General features: G+C 39.4%; 20 protein-coding genes. 19 read left to right on the top strand and 1 reads right to left on the bottom strand.

Features of this window, described 5'->3' with window-relative positions:
* The first annotated feature begins 18 nt into the window (after nt 1-18).
* The 15 genes from IPF86_01110 to IPF86_01040 all read left to right on the top strand — a co-directional run bounded on the left by IPF86_01110 (nt 19) and on the right by IPF86_01040 (nt 10,818).
* A complete protein-coding gene (locus tag IPF86_01110; protein QQR50505.1) occupies nt 19-1,299 on the top strand; it encodes an ABC transporter permease in 1,281 nt (426 codons plus the stop codon).
* Between the two features lie 4 nt (nt 1,300-1,303).
* The gene (locus IPF86_01105; protein QQR50504.1) at nt 1,304-1,981 is read left to right on the top strand and encodes an ABC transporter ATP-binding protein; all 678 of its coding nucleotides are present in this window, start codon (nt 1,304-1,306) and stop codon (nt 1,979-1,981) included.
* A 67-nt stretch (nt 1,982-2,048) separates the two neighbouring features.
* A complete protein-coding gene (locus tag IPF86_01100; protein QQR50503.1) occupies nt 2,049-2,819 on the top strand; it encodes a M23 family metallopeptidase in 771 nt (256 codons plus the stop codon).
* A gap of 78 nt (nt 2,820-2,897) precedes the next feature.
* Nucleotides 2,898-3,710 carry a hypothetical protein gene (locus IPF86_01095; protein ID QQR50502.1) on the top strand — a complete coding sequence of 271 codons (813 nt, stop codon included), beginning with the start codon at nt 2,898-2,900 and terminating at the stop codon, nt 3,708-3,710.
* A gap of 8 nt (nt 3,711-3,718) precedes the next feature.
* Nucleotides 3,719-3,985, top strand: a complete 267-nt coding sequence (locus IPF86_01090; protein ID QQR50501.1) for a hypothetical protein — start codon at nt 3,719-3,721, stop codon at nt 3,983-3,985.
* Nucleotides 3,986-4,210: 225 nt separating this feature from the next.
* The gene (locus IPF86_01085; GenBank protein ID QQR50695.1) at nt 4,211-4,666 is read left to right on the top strand and encodes an FKBP-type peptidyl-prolyl cis-trans isomerase; all 456 of its coding nucleotides are present in this window, start codon (nt 4,211-4,213) and stop codon (nt 4,664-4,666) included.
* A 28-nt stretch (nt 4,667-4,694) separates the two neighbouring features.
* Complete coding sequence (locus IPF86_01080) at nt 4,695-5,105, top strand: two pore domain potassium channel family protein (GenBank protein ID QQR50694.1); 411 nt, start codon at nt 4,695-4,697, stop codon at nt 5,103-5,105.
* 54 nt (nt 5,106-5,159) lie between these two features.
* Nucleotides 5,160-5,948, top strand: coding sequence for an SIMPL domain-containing protein (locus IPF86_01075; GenBank protein ID QQR50500.1), 789 nt, complete (start codon nt 5,160-5,162; stop codon nt 5,946-5,948).
* A gap of 113 nt (nt 5,949-6,061) precedes the next feature.
* Nucleotides 6,062-6,244, top strand: coding sequence for a preprotein translocase subunit SecE (gene secE / locus IPF86_01070; GenBank protein ID QQR50499.1), 183 nt, complete (start codon nt 6,062-6,064; stop codon nt 6,242-6,244).
* Between the two features lie 4 nt (nt 6,245-6,248).
* On the top strand, nt 6,249-6,797 hold the full coding sequence (gene nusG, locus IPF86_01065; protein ID QQR50498.1) for a transcription termination/antitermination protein NusG: 549 nt from the start codon (nt 6,249-6,251) through the stop codon (nt 6,795-6,797).
* A gap of 46 nt (nt 6,798-6,843) precedes the next feature.
* The gene (rplK, locus tag IPF86_01060; GenBank protein QQR50497.1) at nt 6,844-7,269 is read left to right on the top strand and encodes a 50S ribosomal protein L11; all 426 of its coding nucleotides are present in this window, start codon (nt 6,844-6,846) and stop codon (nt 7,267-7,269) included.
* 193 nt (nt 7,270-7,462) lie between these two features.
* On the top strand, nt 7,463-8,410 hold the full coding sequence (locus IPF86_01055; protein QQR50496.1) for a hypothetical protein: 948 nt from the start codon (nt 7,463-7,465) through the stop codon (nt 8,408-8,410).
* 110 nt (nt 8,411-8,520) lie between these two features.
* Nucleotides 8,521-8,967: a hypothetical protein gene (locus tag IPF86_01050; protein QQR50495.1), complete on the top strand. Its 447-nt coding sequence runs from the start codon at nt 8,521-8,523 to the stop codon at nt 8,965-8,967.
* Between the two features lie 86 nt (nt 8,968-9,053).
* Nucleotides 9,054-10,184, top strand: a complete 1,131-nt coding sequence (locus IPF86_01045; protein QQR50494.1) for a 2'-deoxycytidine 5'-triphosphate deaminase — start codon at nt 9,054-9,056, stop codon at nt 10,182-10,184.
* Nucleotides 10,185-10,266: 82 nt separating this feature from the next.
* Nucleotides 10,267-10,818, top strand: coding sequence for a DUF1599 domain-containing protein (locus IPF86_01040; GenBank protein QQR50493.1), 552 nt, complete (start codon nt 10,267-10,269; stop codon nt 10,816-10,818).
* A gap of 46 nt (nt 10,819-10,864) precedes the next feature.
* On the opposite strand, the gene IPF86_01035 is transcribed toward IPF86_01040, so the two are convergent.
* The gene (locus tag IPF86_01035) at nt 10,865-12,307 is read right to left on the bottom strand and encodes an FAD-dependent thymidylate synthase (GenBank protein ID QQR50492.1); all 1,443 of its coding nucleotides are present in this window, start codon (nt 12,305-12,307) and stop codon (nt 10,865-10,867) included.
* Nucleotides 12,308-12,390: 83 nt separating this feature from the next.
* Between IPF86_01035 and dut the strand changes: the two genes are divergently transcribed.
* The 4 genes from dut to IPF86_01015 are packed head-to-tail and all read left to right on the top strand — an operon-like array spanning nt 12,391 to nt 16,124.
* Entirely contained in the window at nt 12,391-12,810 is a 420-nt protein-coding gene (gene dut / locus IPF86_01030) for a dUTP diphosphatase (protein QQR50491.1), read from the top strand.
* Entirely contained in the window at nt 12,811-13,986 is a 1,176-nt protein-coding gene (locus IPF86_01025; GenBank protein QQR50490.1) for a serine hydroxymethyltransferase, read from the top strand.
* A gap of 59 nt (nt 13,987-14,045) precedes the next feature.
* Nucleotides 14,046-15,758 (top strand): arginine--tRNA ligase, encoded by a 1,713-nt coding sequence (gene argS / locus IPF86_01020; GenBank protein QQR50489.1) that lies wholly within the window; start codon nt 14,046-14,048, stop codon nt 15,756-15,758.
* A 54-nt stretch (nt 15,759-15,812) separates the two neighbouring features.
* The gene (locus IPF86_01015) at nt 15,813-16,124 is read left to right on the top strand and encodes a hypothetical protein (GenBank protein QQR50488.1); all 312 of its coding nucleotides are present in this window, start codon (nt 15,813-15,815) and stop codon (nt 16,122-16,124) included.
* Nucleotides 16,125-16,167: the final 43 nt, after the last annotated feature.

The following is a 16,167-nucleotide window of genomic DNA, read 5'->3' as shown; positions in this document are numbered from 1 at the left end:
TCTGCTATAGTACGTTGTATGCAGAAATCGAGTATGAGTAAATTAGCGAAAACCAGAATATCCCTAAAGGTTGGGGCTTTTTTGGCTTATCGTGACATTATCCATGCCAACAAATGGACGACAGGACTTATTATTTTTGTGATGACACTTACGTTTCTGAATCTCATTGTTGTCTCGGGTATTCTCGTTGGACTCATTCAAGGTTCTGAAGAGGCAAATAAAATCCACTATACGAGTGATATTATCATTTCACCTTTTTCTGATCGCTCATATATCGATCAAAGTTCTGAAATAATTAATATTATAAAAACTATACCCGGCTTTGTGGCTTATACTGGACGTTATACGCAGGGTGGTAAAATTGAATCAAATTACAAAGAGACGCTCAAACCAAATCAAATCATTAGTAGTGCTGGTGGGTTAGTGGCCGGTATTGATCCAGTTAACGAAGATAAAGTTACTGGGCTTGGTTCGCTCGTTGTAGAGGGGGAATACTTAGAGCCAGGTGATACTGACAGTATTTTAATAGGAGGTGATTTACTTTTTAAATATACGCCGATTGATTCCCCTGGATTTCAAACACTCAAAAATGTAGAAGTCGGATCCAAGGTGCGACTCAATATTGCTGGTAATTCTCGTGAAGTAATAGTAAAGGGTATTATCAAAGGCAAAGTCGGTGAGGTTGACTCGAGAATTTTTATGCTTGATACAGAAATCAGGAAATTAATCGGACGAAGCGATCTGAATCTTGATGAAATTGTGATCAAGCTTGCAGACCCAAAGATGGCCGATGAGTTTAAGGCAGCGCTTGTTGCTTCGGGTGTCGCAGAAAATGCCCGCATTCAAACCTGGCAGGAAGCTCAGCCTAAATTTCTTAAAGATATAAAACTCACATTTGCACTCATTGGAAATATTATTGGATCGATCGGTCTTGCGGTAGCATCGATTACAATATTCATTGTTATTTTCGTCAATGCCATTACCCGCAGACGATTTATTGGCATACTGAAAGGTATTGGTATTTCTGGGCAAGCAATACAATTCTCGTATGTTATGCAGTCACTTTTCTATTCAATGGCAGGTGTCGGATTTGGTGTGCTCATTGTCTTTCTTCTTCTTAAGCCTCTTATTGCAGCACATCCGATTGATTTTCCATTTTCAGATGGTATTTTAGTAGCCACAATATCCGGGACACTGGTGCGAGCTATTATACTTTTTGTAGCAACTATTATTGCCGGCTACATCCCTGCGAGAATTGTCATTAAACAAAATACACTTGATGCCATACTTGGCAGATAATTATATGATCGAAACAAAACAATTAACTAAAACATTTCAAAGTGGTGCAGGTCCTGTTACTGCGCTTCGAAATATTGATATTCGGGTCGAGACTGGAGAATTTATTGCTATTACCGGCCGATCTGGATCAGGGAAAAGTACACTCTTGTATCAGTTAGGACTATTAGATCATCCAACAAGTGGCACAATTTTTATTGACAGTATTGCCACTAATGATCTTTCAAGTCATGAGCGAACAGAATTTCGTCTTGCACATTTGGGCTATGTCTTTCAAGACTATGCAATATTACCTTCGCTCACTGCACTTGAGAATGTGAGTTTACCACTTTTGATGCAAGGTGCTGCAACATCCGAAGCGATGCTTGCTTCCGAGCAGGCGCTTGAACGAGTTGGTCTTGGTAATCGCTTGCACAGTTTACCGTCACAATTATCGGGAGGTCAGCAGCAGCGAGTCGCTATTGCGCGAGCGATTGCGCATAATCCAAAAATTATTTTTGCTGATGAGCCGACTGCAAACTTAGACAGCGAAACGTCTCGAGCCGTGCTTGATGCTTTTATAGATTTACACAAAGAAGGGCAGACCATTATTATGGTTACCCACGAAGATGAGTATGCCCATTTGGCTAATCGGATTATTACGCTCCGCGATGGGGAAGTTGTTGCTATCGAGAAAAATAGTTAAGATAGTAGCTTATTGAAAGCAGGTTGGTAACCCAAAAAACCTGGAGTATACTTTAAGTATCGTGATTTTGTTGCCACCAATTGGAAAGCACATACAAAAACGCCCTGGTGTTTATGCTTCAAAAATTGAGCACTATATTCCAGACAAAGATAAAAAATTCTGGGAGAAATTATACAAAATAGTCAAACGACTAGATGGATTGCAATTTCCTATAAAACGCGGCAGTCGAGAGATTGATAAGCATTTCGGCTATTTTGGTTTTCGCTATCATCCAATCAAACACAAGTCGAATTATTTCCATATTGGCATTGATATTCCCAACCGCACTGGAACCTTGGTCTATCCAATAGCATCTGGTATTTTTGAATATTCTGGATTTAACGAAACAAATGGCAAATATGTATTGTTATCACACCCAGAAATAAAAACAGAAGACGGTTTTGTTCTGTATAGTCTGTATATGCATTTATCAAAATTTACGGTTAAGTTTAATCGTCGTCAGAAGTTTCTGCGTGAAATAAGTTTCCATACGTATCCGCTTTTGCCTATTGAAGCTACTCGCGCGCTTGGGCGCGTAGGAAAGACAGGCAATATACATGGCACTATTTCTCATGTGCACATCCAGATGGAGTTCCGTAAGAAAGATGTGATAGTTGCTGTTGATCCACTCTTATTTTTTGGCATGAAAACAAAAGAAAATAAAAGTATTGAAATAGAAACACCCCTTGCGTTCTCTCTCTATAGGAAAGTACATTGTGAAGAACTTGCAGAATGGGAACAAGTCTGGCAAGGCCTTGCCGCTAGTCCTTCTCGAAACTCTAAAGATGTGGATAGCTAATTTGCTTTGTTTGCTATACTTACACTGGTATCTGTAAGCCACATCTTATAGTGCCTCTTATAATTTAATTTCATAAAAATGAAAACATATATAGCTATTTTTGTTATGGTTTTTATGGTTTCCGCCCATGGTGCTCATGCGATTGGATTACCGGGTAACAATATGATGCCACCAAAGCTTGAAACTCAAAGTGTCAGTACGACGAATACTGAGATGGATACAAATACTGGAACTAATACCGACACAGTGGTACCAAAAACAAAACTGTTGCCCCTATCTAATAGTCAGGCCAAGACCATGCCTGTTCCTAGAAATAGGGCTGAGATAGAAAAGCTTATGCAATCACGGGTAACAAAAATGGAAGGTGATACAGCAGTTTTTAAATCAAGCCTCGCCGCGCGCAAAGATATGCTCAGTCAAAAATTTGGCGAAGAAAAAGCAGGGGAGATAATTAAGGTTCGAGAAAATGTAACAGAGCGCTTTACAAATGCAATTGTGATGTTACATGAGATTGCTACTCGGATAGAAAGTAGGATTGCCAAAGTACAAGCAACCGGCCGTGATACTAGTACATTTGAAGCTATGTTGGAAACTGCTAACAATGCTATAGATCTTGCAGAAAGAGATTTGGCGGCGCTTCAAGCTTCAGCAACAACAGATACAAATGCTGATGGCAGCCTAAAAAGCAAAGCAGAAGCATTACGTCAAGAAATTACTACAGCCAAGAAAGCACTGACAGCGATTATTGAAAATATGAAAGCTGTTTTAGGAGTCTCAGGATCTACTTCTGGGCAAGTAAAAAATACTACGACTATTTCACCTACGGCCAATGATATTCCTGTCAATACAACAACAAATACTATTCTCGATCAAGCAACTAGCACACAATAATTATTTATATGGATACAAACACATCTAACACTTTGCCAAATATGGAGCCAGAAAACAAAAAAGGTTCATCGCTTGCGATTGTACTTGTCATTGCTATTATTATCGCGGGCGGCGTGTACTTCTTCATGCAACGCGAAAAAGTAGAAGCACCAACAGTCATACAGGAAGAAGCATCAATTCAGTCTGGAAATGATACCTATTCTGATGAGCTTAATGATATATCAGAAGATCTCGATGCGACGAATTTTGACGAATTAAATACTAATATTCAATAGTTCGCTAATAATAAAAACCCTGCTAAGCAGGGTTTTTATTATTAGCGAAGCGTTTCAATATCACTGAGGACTTCTTTGGCATGAGTTGTTGGATTTACCTGTGAGTAAATCTTTTTGTGTAAGCATAGTGATTTGTATCTCTTTACCTAAGATGGAATTAGTGTAGCATACTTTCTTTTACCAATTTGCAACGTTATACTAGAGCATATGAATAAAAAGCAAATTATGAGTGCGTGTGCTATTATGGGTATTCTTATTATTTTAGCGATTGCTATTGGTATGCATAAGCGTTCATCCTCAATTGAGGATACTACCAATCAATCAAATACTTTAGATATGCAAGAAACAACAACTGCAAGTGGTCTTAGATATACCATTATAAAAGAAGGCACTGGCGCTATAGCAGCAAGCGGCCAGACTGTCTCTGTTTCATATGTTGGTATGCTCGAAGATGGAACAATATTTGACGCTAGTGCCAATCACGGAGGGGCGTTTGATTTTCCTTTAGGTGCGCATCAGGTGATTGCAGGTTGGGATGAGGGTGTTGCCGGTATGAAAGTTGGTGAAGAGCGCAAGCTTGTTATTCCAGGCAATTTAGCTTATGGTCCGTCAGGTATTCCGGGGACTATTCCTCCGAATGCTACACTTATTTTTGATGTGACATTGCTTGCGATTAAGTAAGGCAGTCATGAGTGCAACTTTTATTCTTATGATTGTGCGCTTTACGAGAACGATGCGAGATGTATTGCGTGATCGAGAGCTTCGGAGCTTACTGACATTTTTAGTTATACTTTTAATTTCAGGCTCAATATTTTACCATTTTGTCGAGCATTGGAAATATTTGGATGCGTTATATTTTAGTGTTACCACACTTTCAACTGTCGGCGCCGGGGGGCAATTGGTACCAAGTACTGATGCTGCTAAAATATTTACTATCATCTATGTATTTTTAGGGATTGGGACAATGCTTCGGTTTATTGTAGCTCTTTCTGGTCACGCGAAACGGGAAGGTGCAGTGCAAACTTTGCTTGGAGTTGATCCATACGCAGAAACAAAGAAATTCTTTCAAAGCACAAAGCCTAAGGCTCCCGTTGATAGTGTTAGCAATGTGCATGTATAATTATTATTTAATCAGTATGTAAGAAAATATTCTTCCATACGCCATAGAAAATATATGATTACCATAAAACACGAAGAACAAAAAGTACTTTTTTATATCCTTACAGCTGGAGCTGTTGCTCTGGTATTGTTTCTTTTTATGCAGTTTCTTAATACCGCCAAAGCTTATCACTATGTAGGCGGGGTTGCAGGAACAACAATTAATGTCTCTGGCACTGGAGAAGTATTTGCAATTCCTGACATTGCAACTATTGATTTTACTGTTATTGAAAAAGCAAATACTATTAGTGACGCACAAAGCAATGCAACTGCACGAGAAGAAAAAGCTTTAGCAGCAGTGGAAGCGCTTGGCATTTTATCGACTGATGTTAAAACTATAAGTTACATGGCCAACCCAGTCTATGAGACATGCTATGGCTACTATGATCGGGGGTGTCCTTCAAATCCAAAAATTACAGGCTATGAAATCCGAGAGACACTCGAAGTTAAGGTTCGTGATACAGGCAAAGCAGGCGATGTTATTGAAGCATTGGTTAGAGCAGGTATGACAGAAATAATTGGTCCAAATTTTACTATTGATGATGATACAGCTCTTCAGGCAGAAGCTCGTACTAATGCTATCAATGACGCTAAAGCCAAAGCCGACGAACTTGCCAAAGAATTAGGTGTAAAAATTGTCGGCGTAGTTGGTTTTAGTGAATCCGGCAATTATCCAATGCCTATGTACTATGCCAAAGGAGGTATGACTATGGATAGTGTTGCCAATGAATCTCAGGCACCACAGCTGCCAGCAGGTGAGAACAAAATAACCTCAAGCGTAACGATTACCTACGAAATTCGATAAACGCAATTTCAAAAAAACCGCTCATAAGGGCGGTTTTTTTGTGCATGTTGACTTCAGAAGGCTTGCTTGCTACTATGAATGTATTAAGCCCTCCGGGGCGGTTTTTAATAAATATGAAAATTATCACCTATTTACGAGAAACAAAAGCAGAACTCAAACATGTTATTTGGCCAACCAGACAACAGGCAATTCTCTTAACTATTGCTGTCCTCATTATCTCTGGTATTTTAGCGTACCTCTTAGGTTTGTTTGACTTCTTGTTCTCAAAAGGATTAGAAACAATTCTTCCATTTTAACTATATGTCAAAACAAGAAACATTAGGGACACGCAATTGGTACGCAATACATACGTATTCTGGCTATGAAAACGCAGTTATGCGTAATTTATTGCAGCGTATTGAATCACTCGGTATGCATGATAAGATTTTTGCGGTTATAGTGCCGACAGAAAAGAAAATCAAGATCAAAGGCGGCAAACGAGTCGAAGTTGAAGAAAAAGTCTATCCAGGATATGTACTTGTCGACATGATCGTGACTGATGACTCATGGTTTGTGGTTAGAAATACTCCTCGAGTTACTGGGTTCGTTGGTGCGGGTGTTAATCCTGTGCCACTAAATCAAGAAGAGATTACTGCACTATTCGGCAAGATGGAAGGCGCCAAGACTGCTAAACACAACATCAATCTCGATGTCGGTGAAATCGTTCGTATCAATGATGGACCGTTTAAAGAGCTTGAAGGCAGAATTGACGGTATTGACCATGAGCGAGGTAAGATTAAAGTCCTTGTTTCAATGTTCGGTCGCGAAACCCCAGTTGAACTTGATTTCTTGCAAGTCAAGAAGATTTAGAGTAAGGTAGAGCAATCGGATATGCTTCTTATTCCGCAATAATTATATGGCTAAAAAAATCATCAAAAAAGTAAAAGTTCGAGCAATGGGCGCCAAAGCGACTCCAGCACCACCTCTAGGCCCAACACTTGGCCAAGCGGGTATTAACATAGGAGACTTTGTGCAGAAATTTAATGCAGTTACTCAGGAATTTGCCGGGGAGACTGTGACAGCTCACATTACCGTCTATGAAGATCGCAGTTATGACTTTGTCGTCAAAACACCTCCTGTGGCCGGTCTTATCATGAAGGCAGCAGGTATCGAGAAAGGCTCAGGCAAACCAAATACCTCAAAGGTAGGCAAGATTACCAAAGAGCAGGTCAAGCAGATCGCTGAAAAGAAAATGAGGGACTTGAATGCTAAAGACCTCGCTGGTGCGATGAAAATCGTTGAAGGCTCAGCTCGGTCAGCAGGTATCGATATTGTAAAATAAATATAGAGCTTAACAACTCATTTGCAAAAGTAAAAACTGCCAAAGGCAGTTTTTACTTTTGCCATAATTTTATTATCCACAGCGATGATTGTGCTCTGGATGCAAAATATCTTACAATTCATACGATATGTTTCTCGTCGAAATTTATTTATTAATTTAGTACTCACATAAATATATGTGAGCAATGTTTATTATGAATTTTTTTAAAGATCCACAATACAGTTCGGTCAGAGTTTTTCTCTTGATTGTCATTATTGCAATCGCAGGATATTTTATATTTATCAATATTTCTGATCGTCAGGCAAATCAGGAAGGTTTGGTCTATAATGATTGGAAAAAAGATATTCTTGAGGGAGGTGATCCTGAACTTGATGGCTGGGCGGGTGGTATCGCTACAACAGGTGGCTCTACAACTTCTGGTTCTGCAGGCACTATTTCTAATGGATCTGGTACAAGTGGAACAACATCTGGTCAGACAACTGGAGGAGAGATAGGAAGTACTGGTCAGGCTGGAACTATAGTTACTAAGGCTGTATCAGGTGTAGGATATGATTGGGCTAGCTTAAATGCCACGTATGCAGGCACCAAGCCTTCTCAGCAATGGTTTCAATGGGGAACATCACAAACTAACTTGTCTCATAAAACATCCGGTTATGCAGTAGGCAATATGAATACTGCTGCATTTCTTATCGGACCAGCATTGATTCAAAACAACAAAACATATTACTTCCAAGCCTATGCAAAGTATGGTTCAACAATAAAGCAAGGAGAAATTCTCTCTTTTACCACTGGTTGCCAGCCATCAGTTCCCCAACTCAAAATTAATTCATTAAATCCAGGTCAAATCCTAAGTGCGTCTGCTGGTGCTGGTCTTTATGTGGGATGGAGTACGTGTAATATCGCAGGTACTAGTACAGGAACAATCCAAATGAGCAATCAACAAACTGGTAAAATTACCACCGTTGTCTCAAGTACCATCATGGATAAATCTGAAAATGTCGTCCTTCCGACAACCCTTGAAAATGGGACCTACAAAATTGGCATAACAGCAATGATAGGTGGAGTCAAAGTCTCTGATATTTCTGGTGGCATTCTACAAATCTCAAATGTTGAGGAGCAAGTGCTTGAACAGTATAATTAAGTCCTTTTAGGAAAGGATAGTTTACAAAGAAACCCGAAGCCAAAGGCTTCGGGTTTCTTGCACTCAAAATTGTAGGTGCTATACTGTCCCCGAACAAAATTGTCTCAAAAATGAAAATAAAAATCCTTCTTCTTCATGCAACCAGCAAAATTGAACCCTGGTTTCAGGATAAAATTAATGAGTTAAAGGAATATATCTTGCAACAAGAGAAATATGAATTTGTCGCAATGCCTGAAATGTTTGACCATGAAAAGTTTATTGAAGTGAAACTCGGCCTTATCGAAAAGGCTGACATTGTTGTTTCAATTATGACGGTACCGTCAAATGAAGTAGGGATGCTGACGATGCACGCTGCCAGTCAGAAATATGTCCTCGCGATTTCTGAGGCGGGTTACGGTGAACGCAGTGTCTTTGTGCGGACGTACAAGAGGAAGAGGCATAACTACACTTTTGTGAGTTACACGAATGTATCTCACATAATTGAAGAATTGAATAAAATATGGGAGAAATATTTCGCAGAAAAAGAAGTACCTATCCCCGAAGGATTCACGAAATAAGTAAACGGCATCATGATACATGATGCCGTTTTTCTATTTCTTGTAATTAGGTGTTTTTTTTGGTAGGGTGAGTGCAAATCAATTCTATGAAAACAAAAGAATTAAGGCTTATTGAGGATGGTCATGGAGCTTTGCCGTACCAGACTATAAATGCAATGAAAGAAGCATATTTCATACGAAATTCAAAAGTAACACCTGGGCCAGCATCTCTTGATCTGGTATTAAGTGAAGAGTGCTATAAAATCAAAAGAGTAATATTTCCTAAGCCAGGAGAAAGTGTGTACAAGCTTATAAAAAATGAAATGGGTGGTGTACGTCATAAAGGTGGCACGCTTATTCCAGGGGAAAAGTATCTAGTGTTACATGAAGAAATGTTTAATTTTCCAAGTCAGATTTACGGATATGCAAATCCTAAGTCTACAACCGGCAGAACATTTCTTCATGCCAGATTACTTGCAGATAGTGTTGCTCAATATGATTCAATTCCACATGGGTGGTCTGGTCAGCATTGGAATTTATTACGACCCCAAGTATTTCCAATATCATATGTACCAGGCAAGGATTCAGCTAGTCAGTTGCGTATAATGACAAGTGATACTCGACTCTCAGAGCTTGAGATTATGTCACTGCAGTTTAAATTTCACATGCTGAAAAATCAGTACGATGAACCAGTGCTTGATGGAGGTTTTCTTACAGGCGGTGGAGATCATGGGTACATTCTTTTCTCGGTTGATTGCTTGGGTCATGATGAAACAGATATTATTGGGTATGAAGCAAAGAAAGCAAAAACAGAAGTTCCTTTGGGAGGTATAAGTTGTTTGTCATGGGAAAAATATTTTGAGCCAATTAAAAAAGCAAAATATATTGAACTTGACCCAGATAAATTCTACATCCTTTCCACACCTGAGCGTATTTCGATTCCGCCTGGATTTGCCGCAGAAGTAAAAGCAATCGATGAACGATTTGGGGAGTTTAGAACTCATTATGCTGGTTTTTTTGATCCTGGATTTGGATATTGCTTTGATGATCAAACATTGGGTAATACTATGACTTTGGAAGTTAGAGTCTATGAGAAAACCTGTTTATATCACGGACAACCAATTGTATCATTGCAATTTGAGCAAATGGCGGATATTCCAAGCCAATTATATGCTCAAACAAGCGGAACATATGCAAAGCAGATTGGTGCCAGACTCGCAAAACAATTCATACTCTAAACTTTTTTAGAGTAAAACCCGACCAAAAGGTCGGGTTTTGACTTTTTGCATTGAACAAGATAATGTTAGTGAAACTGTTTTTATGAAAACTAATACGGATGCTCAGTACAAGGAACAATTTGACCTTGCTCAAAGTATTTTTGAATCAAAATTAGGTGACTATAATGCATCATTTCTTTGGTACCGGCCTTCATCTTTAACTGATAAATTGTTTATTAAAGCCAATCGAATCCGGTCATTGCAAATACAGAAAGAGCAATTGGTTGAAGGAAAAGGGAATTCGATCAAAGATGAATTTCAAGGTATTCTTAATTATGCTATCTGTAGTTTAATGCAGCTTGAAATTGGTAACACAATCATTCCTGAGTCAGTTAGTAAGGAAAAGATACTAGCTTCATTTAAAAAATATCGCCAAGCAATCCTCGAATTAATGCAAAAGAAAAATCATGATTATGGTGAAGCGTGGCGACAGATGAGAATACCGAGTATAACAGACGAAATTTTGGTAAAGATTATCCGTATTCGACAAATGGAATCTAATGGGTCGGGTAGCTCAGAAGGGATCGACCAAAATTATATGGATATAGCTAATTATGCACTTTTCGCACTTATTTTAATTGAAGAAAACAAATAGAGACAGAAAAATAAAAATCCCGGGATCAGTTGATCCCGGGTGTTTTCTATATAACTTCTTTCTTCACAATATCCTGTGTTCCGCGTTTCGTACTGAATTCATCCGTATCCATGTTTACATATAATGGGAGATCAAATCCAACGTTTTCCTTAAACCACTCTTGTAGGTATGTGGCCATTTGTTGTTCAGGTTTTCTGAAAGTTGGATGTACTGTTTGCTTTGTACGTAATTCGCAAACATACACATATTGTGGCAATCCGCCAGTTGTTTGTGTTTGCACCGTATAACCCATAAGTATGTAATTCTGTAGCTCTTCTCGGGATAGTTTTATTTCCTGGAGATTTGCTTCGAATTTCTCCAAATGTTTTTCGGCTCTATTACGAAGTACTTGTGGTAGCTGTTCCAAATACCATTCAAAAAATCCGAAATCAGTATGCAGCAAAGGCATTTTATTTACCCATGGTCTATGCCGCTGCATATCCCGGAATGATCCAAAATCAAGTGGGAATGTTGCACGAATTTGTCCGCATTCATTTAAGAAAGAAGGTAATTCGGCGTACTCAGGTCGTTTCGTCATTAATTCTTCATATTGACATAATTCATGTGGGCTCAGCGTATTCTTTAAAATAGAAAATGAATCATATTTTAAATCCCAATAAGCATATTTCCCAGCAAGATGAGCAAGATAGACAGTTTGTTCTGGATGTTCTTTGTGTCCAAAACTTTCTGGGTACACTTCTTTCATTGCTTGCATAGCTTGTGTTGCAAGTACAGATACTTCAGCCACAGGATGTTGCGTTAAGTAATCCAATTGCTTCTTAGCATTTTGAAGGCTAGTATGCCAACTAACATATGTAGTTACTCCAGCTGGCAAGAAACCTCGCGCAATATCAAATGCTTTTGCTTTGATACTCTTTTTGTAGTCTGTTACTTTTCTCTGTATTTTGTCTACATCAGTTTCGTTATGTTCAGGCATTGGGAAACGTGCAGTAAGCTCTGGAATAAGATCAGCAAGAATTTGTTCATAGAAATCCATGCTTTCTTTTTGCAGATTTTCTCCGAAGATTGTTCCGGCGGGATTTTTTGTTGCCTGCAATGACATATTTAGATAACGAGTACTTGATTCTTGCCCAATATACATTATTGAATCTTGCACAGCTTTCGCAACCAGCATTGAGACATTTTCAAAGAAGATTGTTGTATGTCCGCATTGACCTATTGATCCATGGCCATAACCTACATAAAAGAGTCCCATAATTTTTCCAGAACCTTCCTTTTTGAGTTTCTCTAGATGAGGGAGAACACTTTTTGGGTCACGAGATAAAACTGCCTGAATCATTGCATTGTCTTGAGGATCAAGACCATCAACAACTATAATCCGTTTATCAGTTGAAATGTGTTTTATTGCAAACTCGATTGCATTTTTTCGGTGAAGTGCGTTTGCTTCAAGATTTACAACAAAAGAATTGTCACTTGTTTCGTTATTCATGTTTTTAAATTTGTCTTCACCTTACACTTTAAAAAATAACTTGTCAAATCTTACTATTTCAACTTTTTTGTTAAGATTAAGCTATGTTATTAAAAATAAAAAAACTATATTCGGATACTAAGTTACCAAGCTATAGTCATCCTGGAGATGTTGGTCTTGATATGTATTCTCGGGAATCAATGACTTTATTACCAGGCGATCAGCACATATTTTTTGTTGGATTTGCATTAGAGTTTCCAGAAGGGTATGCTGCCATCGTTAAAGATAAAAGCGGTATGGCCAAGAAAGGTCTCCACACCATGGGTGGAGTGTATGATGCTGGATATCGAGGCGAATACAACGTCCAGCTTATGAATGTAGGCAAGGAAGCATATACCGTAGAGATAGGAGATAAAATAGCTCAGCTTATACTTTTCCCTGTTACGATTGCAACATTGGAAGAAGCTGATGCACTCTCTGAATCTGTTCGAGGTGAAGGCAGGTTTGGGAGCACTGGAAAATAAATGAAAGACATTCAAATCAAAAAATTAATCGATGCGGAGAAAAAGCGCCAAAAAAGCGTGATTAATTTGATTGCCTCAGAAAACTATGTCTCCAAAGATGTGCTCGAAGCATTGGGTTCAGAGCTTACCAATAAGTATGCTGAAGGGTATCCAGGACGACGCTACTATGGCGGCAATAGTATTATTGACCAAGTTGAAAGTTTGACGATCGAACGAGCACTCAAACTTTTTGGACTTACACCAGAAAAATGGCATGTGAATGTACAACCGCTTTCTGGATCACCAGCAAACTTTGCTGTCTATGCTGCACTTGTACCACCAGGTGGCAAGATCATGGGTATGAAGCTCTCCTCCGGTGGACATTTGACCCACGGACAGAGTGTCTCAATGACAGGTAAATTCTGGAAGCAGGTGCCGTATGAAGTAGATCCGAAAACTGAATTATTGAATTACGGAGAACTGAAGAAAATCGCTATCGCAGAAAAGCCAAATATTATCGTTGCGGGTTTTACTGCATATCCGCGAATCGTTGATTTCAAGAAATTCCGTGAGATTGCTGATGCTTCAGATGCACTTCTTATGGTCGACATGTCCCACTTTGCAGGACTCGTAGCAGGTCGGGTATATCCATCACCATTTCCATATGCAGATATTGTCACAACGACGACACACAAGACGCTTCGTGGACCGCGCTCGGCGATGATATTCGTAAAGCGCGATGCGCGAGAATTTGATAAGAAAATCGATAAGGTTATTATCCCAGGTCTTCAGGGTGGTCCGCATGAGAATAATATTGCAGGTGTTGCAGTTGCACTCAAAGAAGCCATGACACCTGAATATAAAAAGTATGCCAAGCAAGTTGTTAAAAATGCGGCTGCACTTGCTAAAGAACTTCAAAAACTCGGCTGGCGGATAATTTCAGGAGGAACAGATTCACATCTTATTCTCATGGATACGTGGATGAATGGTGAGGGGGTTTCAGGTAAAGACGCTAGTAATCGCCTCGAACGTGCAGGTATTATTGTGAACATGAATACCATTCCTCAAGATCCTCGTGGTGTGATGGATCCTTCAGGCATACGACTCGGTACTCCAGCTGAGACAACTAGAGGCAAAAAAGAAAAAGATATGCTAACTATAGCGAGGAAGATCGATAAAGTATTACGACAAAAATAAAATAAAATGTAATAAAAACTCCTATAACAAAGGGGTTTTTATATGCTAGACTGTGCATTATGGTTGCTGACACTATTAAAACCTTTATACAATCCGCCCTCACAGCTCTTGACCTTGGCGAATCAGAGATAAAACTCGACCACCCCGGGGATTTTGCTCATGGTGACTACTCGACCAATGTTGCACTCGCACTTGCAAAACCACTCGGCAAATCTCCACAAGACGTTGCCAAGCTTATACTTACTGAACTTGAGAAAACTAAACTGCCAGAAATCGAGAAAATCGAAATTGCAGGTCCTGGATTTATTAATTTCTACTTGAGTAGAGAATTTTTTACAAATGAAGTTGCGGCAATACTCAAGGCACATGAAAACTATGGTAAAAACGAAATACTTTCTGGGAAAAAAGTCATGGTTGAGTATACGCAACCGAACCCATTTAAGCCATTTCATATTGGACATTTAATGACGAATGCGATTGGTGAATCCATTTCACGAATTGTCGAATACCACGGTGCCAAAGTAATCCGTGCCAACTACCAAGGTGACGTCGGACCACACGTAGCGAAAGCGATATATGGTCTCATGAAAAATCCTACGCCAGCTGAACTCGAAGCTATATCGGCGCAAGCACTCTATATCGGCGAATGCTATGCCAAAGGTAACGATGCATACGAAAATGATGTTGAAGCTAAAAAAGAAATAGATGCGATTAATAAAAAAATCTACGATCGAAGTGAAGACAAAATCAACGAGCTTTATGACTGGGGCAGAGGTGTAACACTTGCTGCATTTGAATCACTCTACACAATACTCGGAACAAAGTTTGATTATTCTTTTTTTGAAAGTGAGATGGCGCCGATCGGTCTTGCGATAGTGAATGAATATCTCGAGAAAGGAATTTTTGAGAAAAGTGATGGAGCAGTTGTCTTTCACGGTGAGAAATATAACCCAGCGCTTCACACACGCGTATTCGTGAACTCTCAAGGGCTACCAACCTATGAGACCAAAGAGCTTGGTTTGACTAAGCAGAAATTTGCGTATGAAAACCCTGATCTCTCTATTGTTACGACAGCTGTTGAGCAAGGTGAATATATGAAAGTGGTCAAAGAGGCTATGCGCCAAATTGAGCCATTGTGGGCAGATAGAACGATGCATATCACCAACGGCATGATGCGCCTCGTATCAGGCAAAATGGCCTCACGTAAAGGTAATGTGGTTACCGGTGAGTCGTTACTCAATGAAGCAATGCAGGTGATCCTTGAGCGTGTTCAGGGGCGGGCATTTACTGCATTTGAGCGCGAGGAAGTCGTCACGCAAGTGGCGGTTGCGGCAATCAAATATGCGATTCTGCGTTCGGCTATTGGTGGCGATATAGTCTATGATTTCGACAAGTCGATTTCTTTTGAGGGTGATTCAGGACCCTATCTTCAATACAGTGCGACGCGCGCCAAGTCAGTTTTGCGGAAAGCTGAAGCAGAGGGGATTGCAATCGATGCAGGCCAAGCACCAAGCCAAGTTAGTTTACTCGAACACTTGCTCTATCGTTTTCCTGAAATTGTTGTACGTGCAGGGGAGAGTTATGCGCCACACCACATAGCGACGTATCTGATAGAGCTTGCGAGTGCGTTTAATAGCTTTTATGCAGAAACACCGATTGTCGATACTACTGATGAATATTCACCATACAAAATCGCTCTAACAAAATCTTTTACAATAGTCATGAAAAATGGGCTAGGGCTCTTGGGCATACAAGTCCCAGAAAAAATGTAGTCTTTAGTATTGCTAGACAAATGTAGTCATATATGCTATAGTAAAAAGAAAAATATGACGCAAAAAATACATTCAGTTTTTTCTGGCTTTGTAATGTTCATTTTGCAAATTAAAAAATCTACCAAGGAAAAAAGTGATTATGAATTGGCTCGATGGAAAGTGACCCAAGCAGGCTCATTTGAAGAGGCCAATAAAGAACTGAATAAATTCCTTGATAAATATGAAAAGATATTAACTGACGAGAGTAACGTGTTATATGAATCAAAATCGAAAAATGTAGATGAGTTATGTGGACTCATTTATAAAAAGTGGCCCAGTGAAGCACTAAAACACCTCAGTATTAAAGCATTTATTTACAGAAAATAACCCCCATAATGGTGGGTTTTTCTTTTGCATCGACAGGTGAAAA

The sequence above is a fragment of the Candidatus Nomurabacteria bacterium genome, assembly GCA_016699085.1.
GTDB lineage: Bacteria > Patescibacteriota > Minisyncoccia > Phycocordibacterales > UBA9973 > CAZLWF01.
The sequence above is the reverse complement of the archived record's forward strand: the minus strand, read 5'-3'. Positions and strand labels throughout refer to the sequence as shown.

Bases quoted from the DNA above. Each gene is read 5' to 3' on its own strand.
- IPF86_01110 (QQR50505.1), top strand. From the start codon at position 19: ATGCAGAAATCGAGTATGAGTAAATTAGCGAAAACCAGAATATCCCTA.
- IPF86_01105 (QQR50504.1), top strand. From the start codon at position 1,304: ATGATCGAAACAAAACAATTAACTAAAACATTTCAAAGTGGTGCAGGT.
- IPF86_01095 (QQR50502.1), top strand. From the start codon at position 2,898: ATGAAAACATATATAGCTATTTTTGTTATGGTTTTTATGGTTTCCGCC.
- IPF86_01090 (QQR50501.1), top strand. From the start codon at position 3,719: ATGGATACAAACACATCTAACACTTTGCCAAATATGGAGCCAGAAAAC.
- IPF86_01085 (QQR50695.1), top strand. From the start codon at position 4,211: ATGAGTGCGTGTGCTATTATGGGTATTCTTATTATTTTAGCGATTGCT.
- IPF86_01080 (QQR50694.1), top strand. From the start codon at position 4,695: ATGATTGTGCGCTTTACGAGAACGATGCGAGATGTATTGCGTGATCGA.
- IPF86_01075 (QQR50500.1), top strand. From the start codon at position 5,160: ATGATTACCATAAAACACGAAGAACAAAAAGTACTTTTTTATATCCTT.
- secE (QQR50499.1), top strand. From the start codon at position 6,062: ATGAAAATTATCACCTATTTACGAGAAACAAAAGCAGAACTCAAACAT.
- nusG (QQR50498.1), top strand. From the start codon at position 6,249: ATGTCAAAACAAGAAACATTAGGGACACGCAATTGGTACGCAATACAT.
- rplK (QQR50497.1), top strand. From the start codon at position 6,844: ATGGCTAAAAAAATCATCAAAAAAGTAAAAGTTCGAGCAATGGGCGCC.
- IPF86_01055 (QQR50496.1), top strand. From the start codon at position 7,463: ATGAATTTTTTTAAAGATCCACAATACAGTTCGGTCAGAGTTTTTCTC.
- IPF86_01050 (QQR50495.1), top strand. From the start codon at position 8,521: ATGAAAATAAAAATCCTTCTTCTTCATGCAACCAGCAAAATTGAACCC.
- IPF86_01045 (QQR50494.1), top strand. From the start codon at position 9,054: ATGAAAACAAAAGAATTAAGGCTTATTGAGGATGGTCATGGAGCTTTG.
- IPF86_01040 (QQR50493.1), top strand. From the start codon at position 10,267: ATGAAAACTAATACGGATGCTCAGTACAAGGAACAATTTGACCTTGCT.
- IPF86_01035 (QQR50492.1), bottom strand. From the start codon at position 12,307: ATGAATAACGAAACAAGTGACAATTCTTTTGTTGTAAATCTTGAAGCA.
- dut (QQR50491.1), top strand. From the start codon at position 12,391: ATGTTATTAAAAATAAAAAAACTATATTCGGATACTAAGTTACCAAGC.
- IPF86_01025 (QQR50490.1), top strand. From the start codon at position 12,811: ATGAAAGACATTCAAATCAAAAAATTAATCGATGCGGAGAAAAAGCGC.
- argS (QQR50489.1), top strand. From the start codon at position 14,046: ATGGTTGCTGACACTATTAAAACCTTTATACAATCCGCCCTCACAGCT.
- IPF86_01015 (QQR50488.1), top strand. From the start codon at position 15,813: ATGACGCAAAAAATACATTCAGTTTTTTCTGGCTTTGTAATGTTCATT.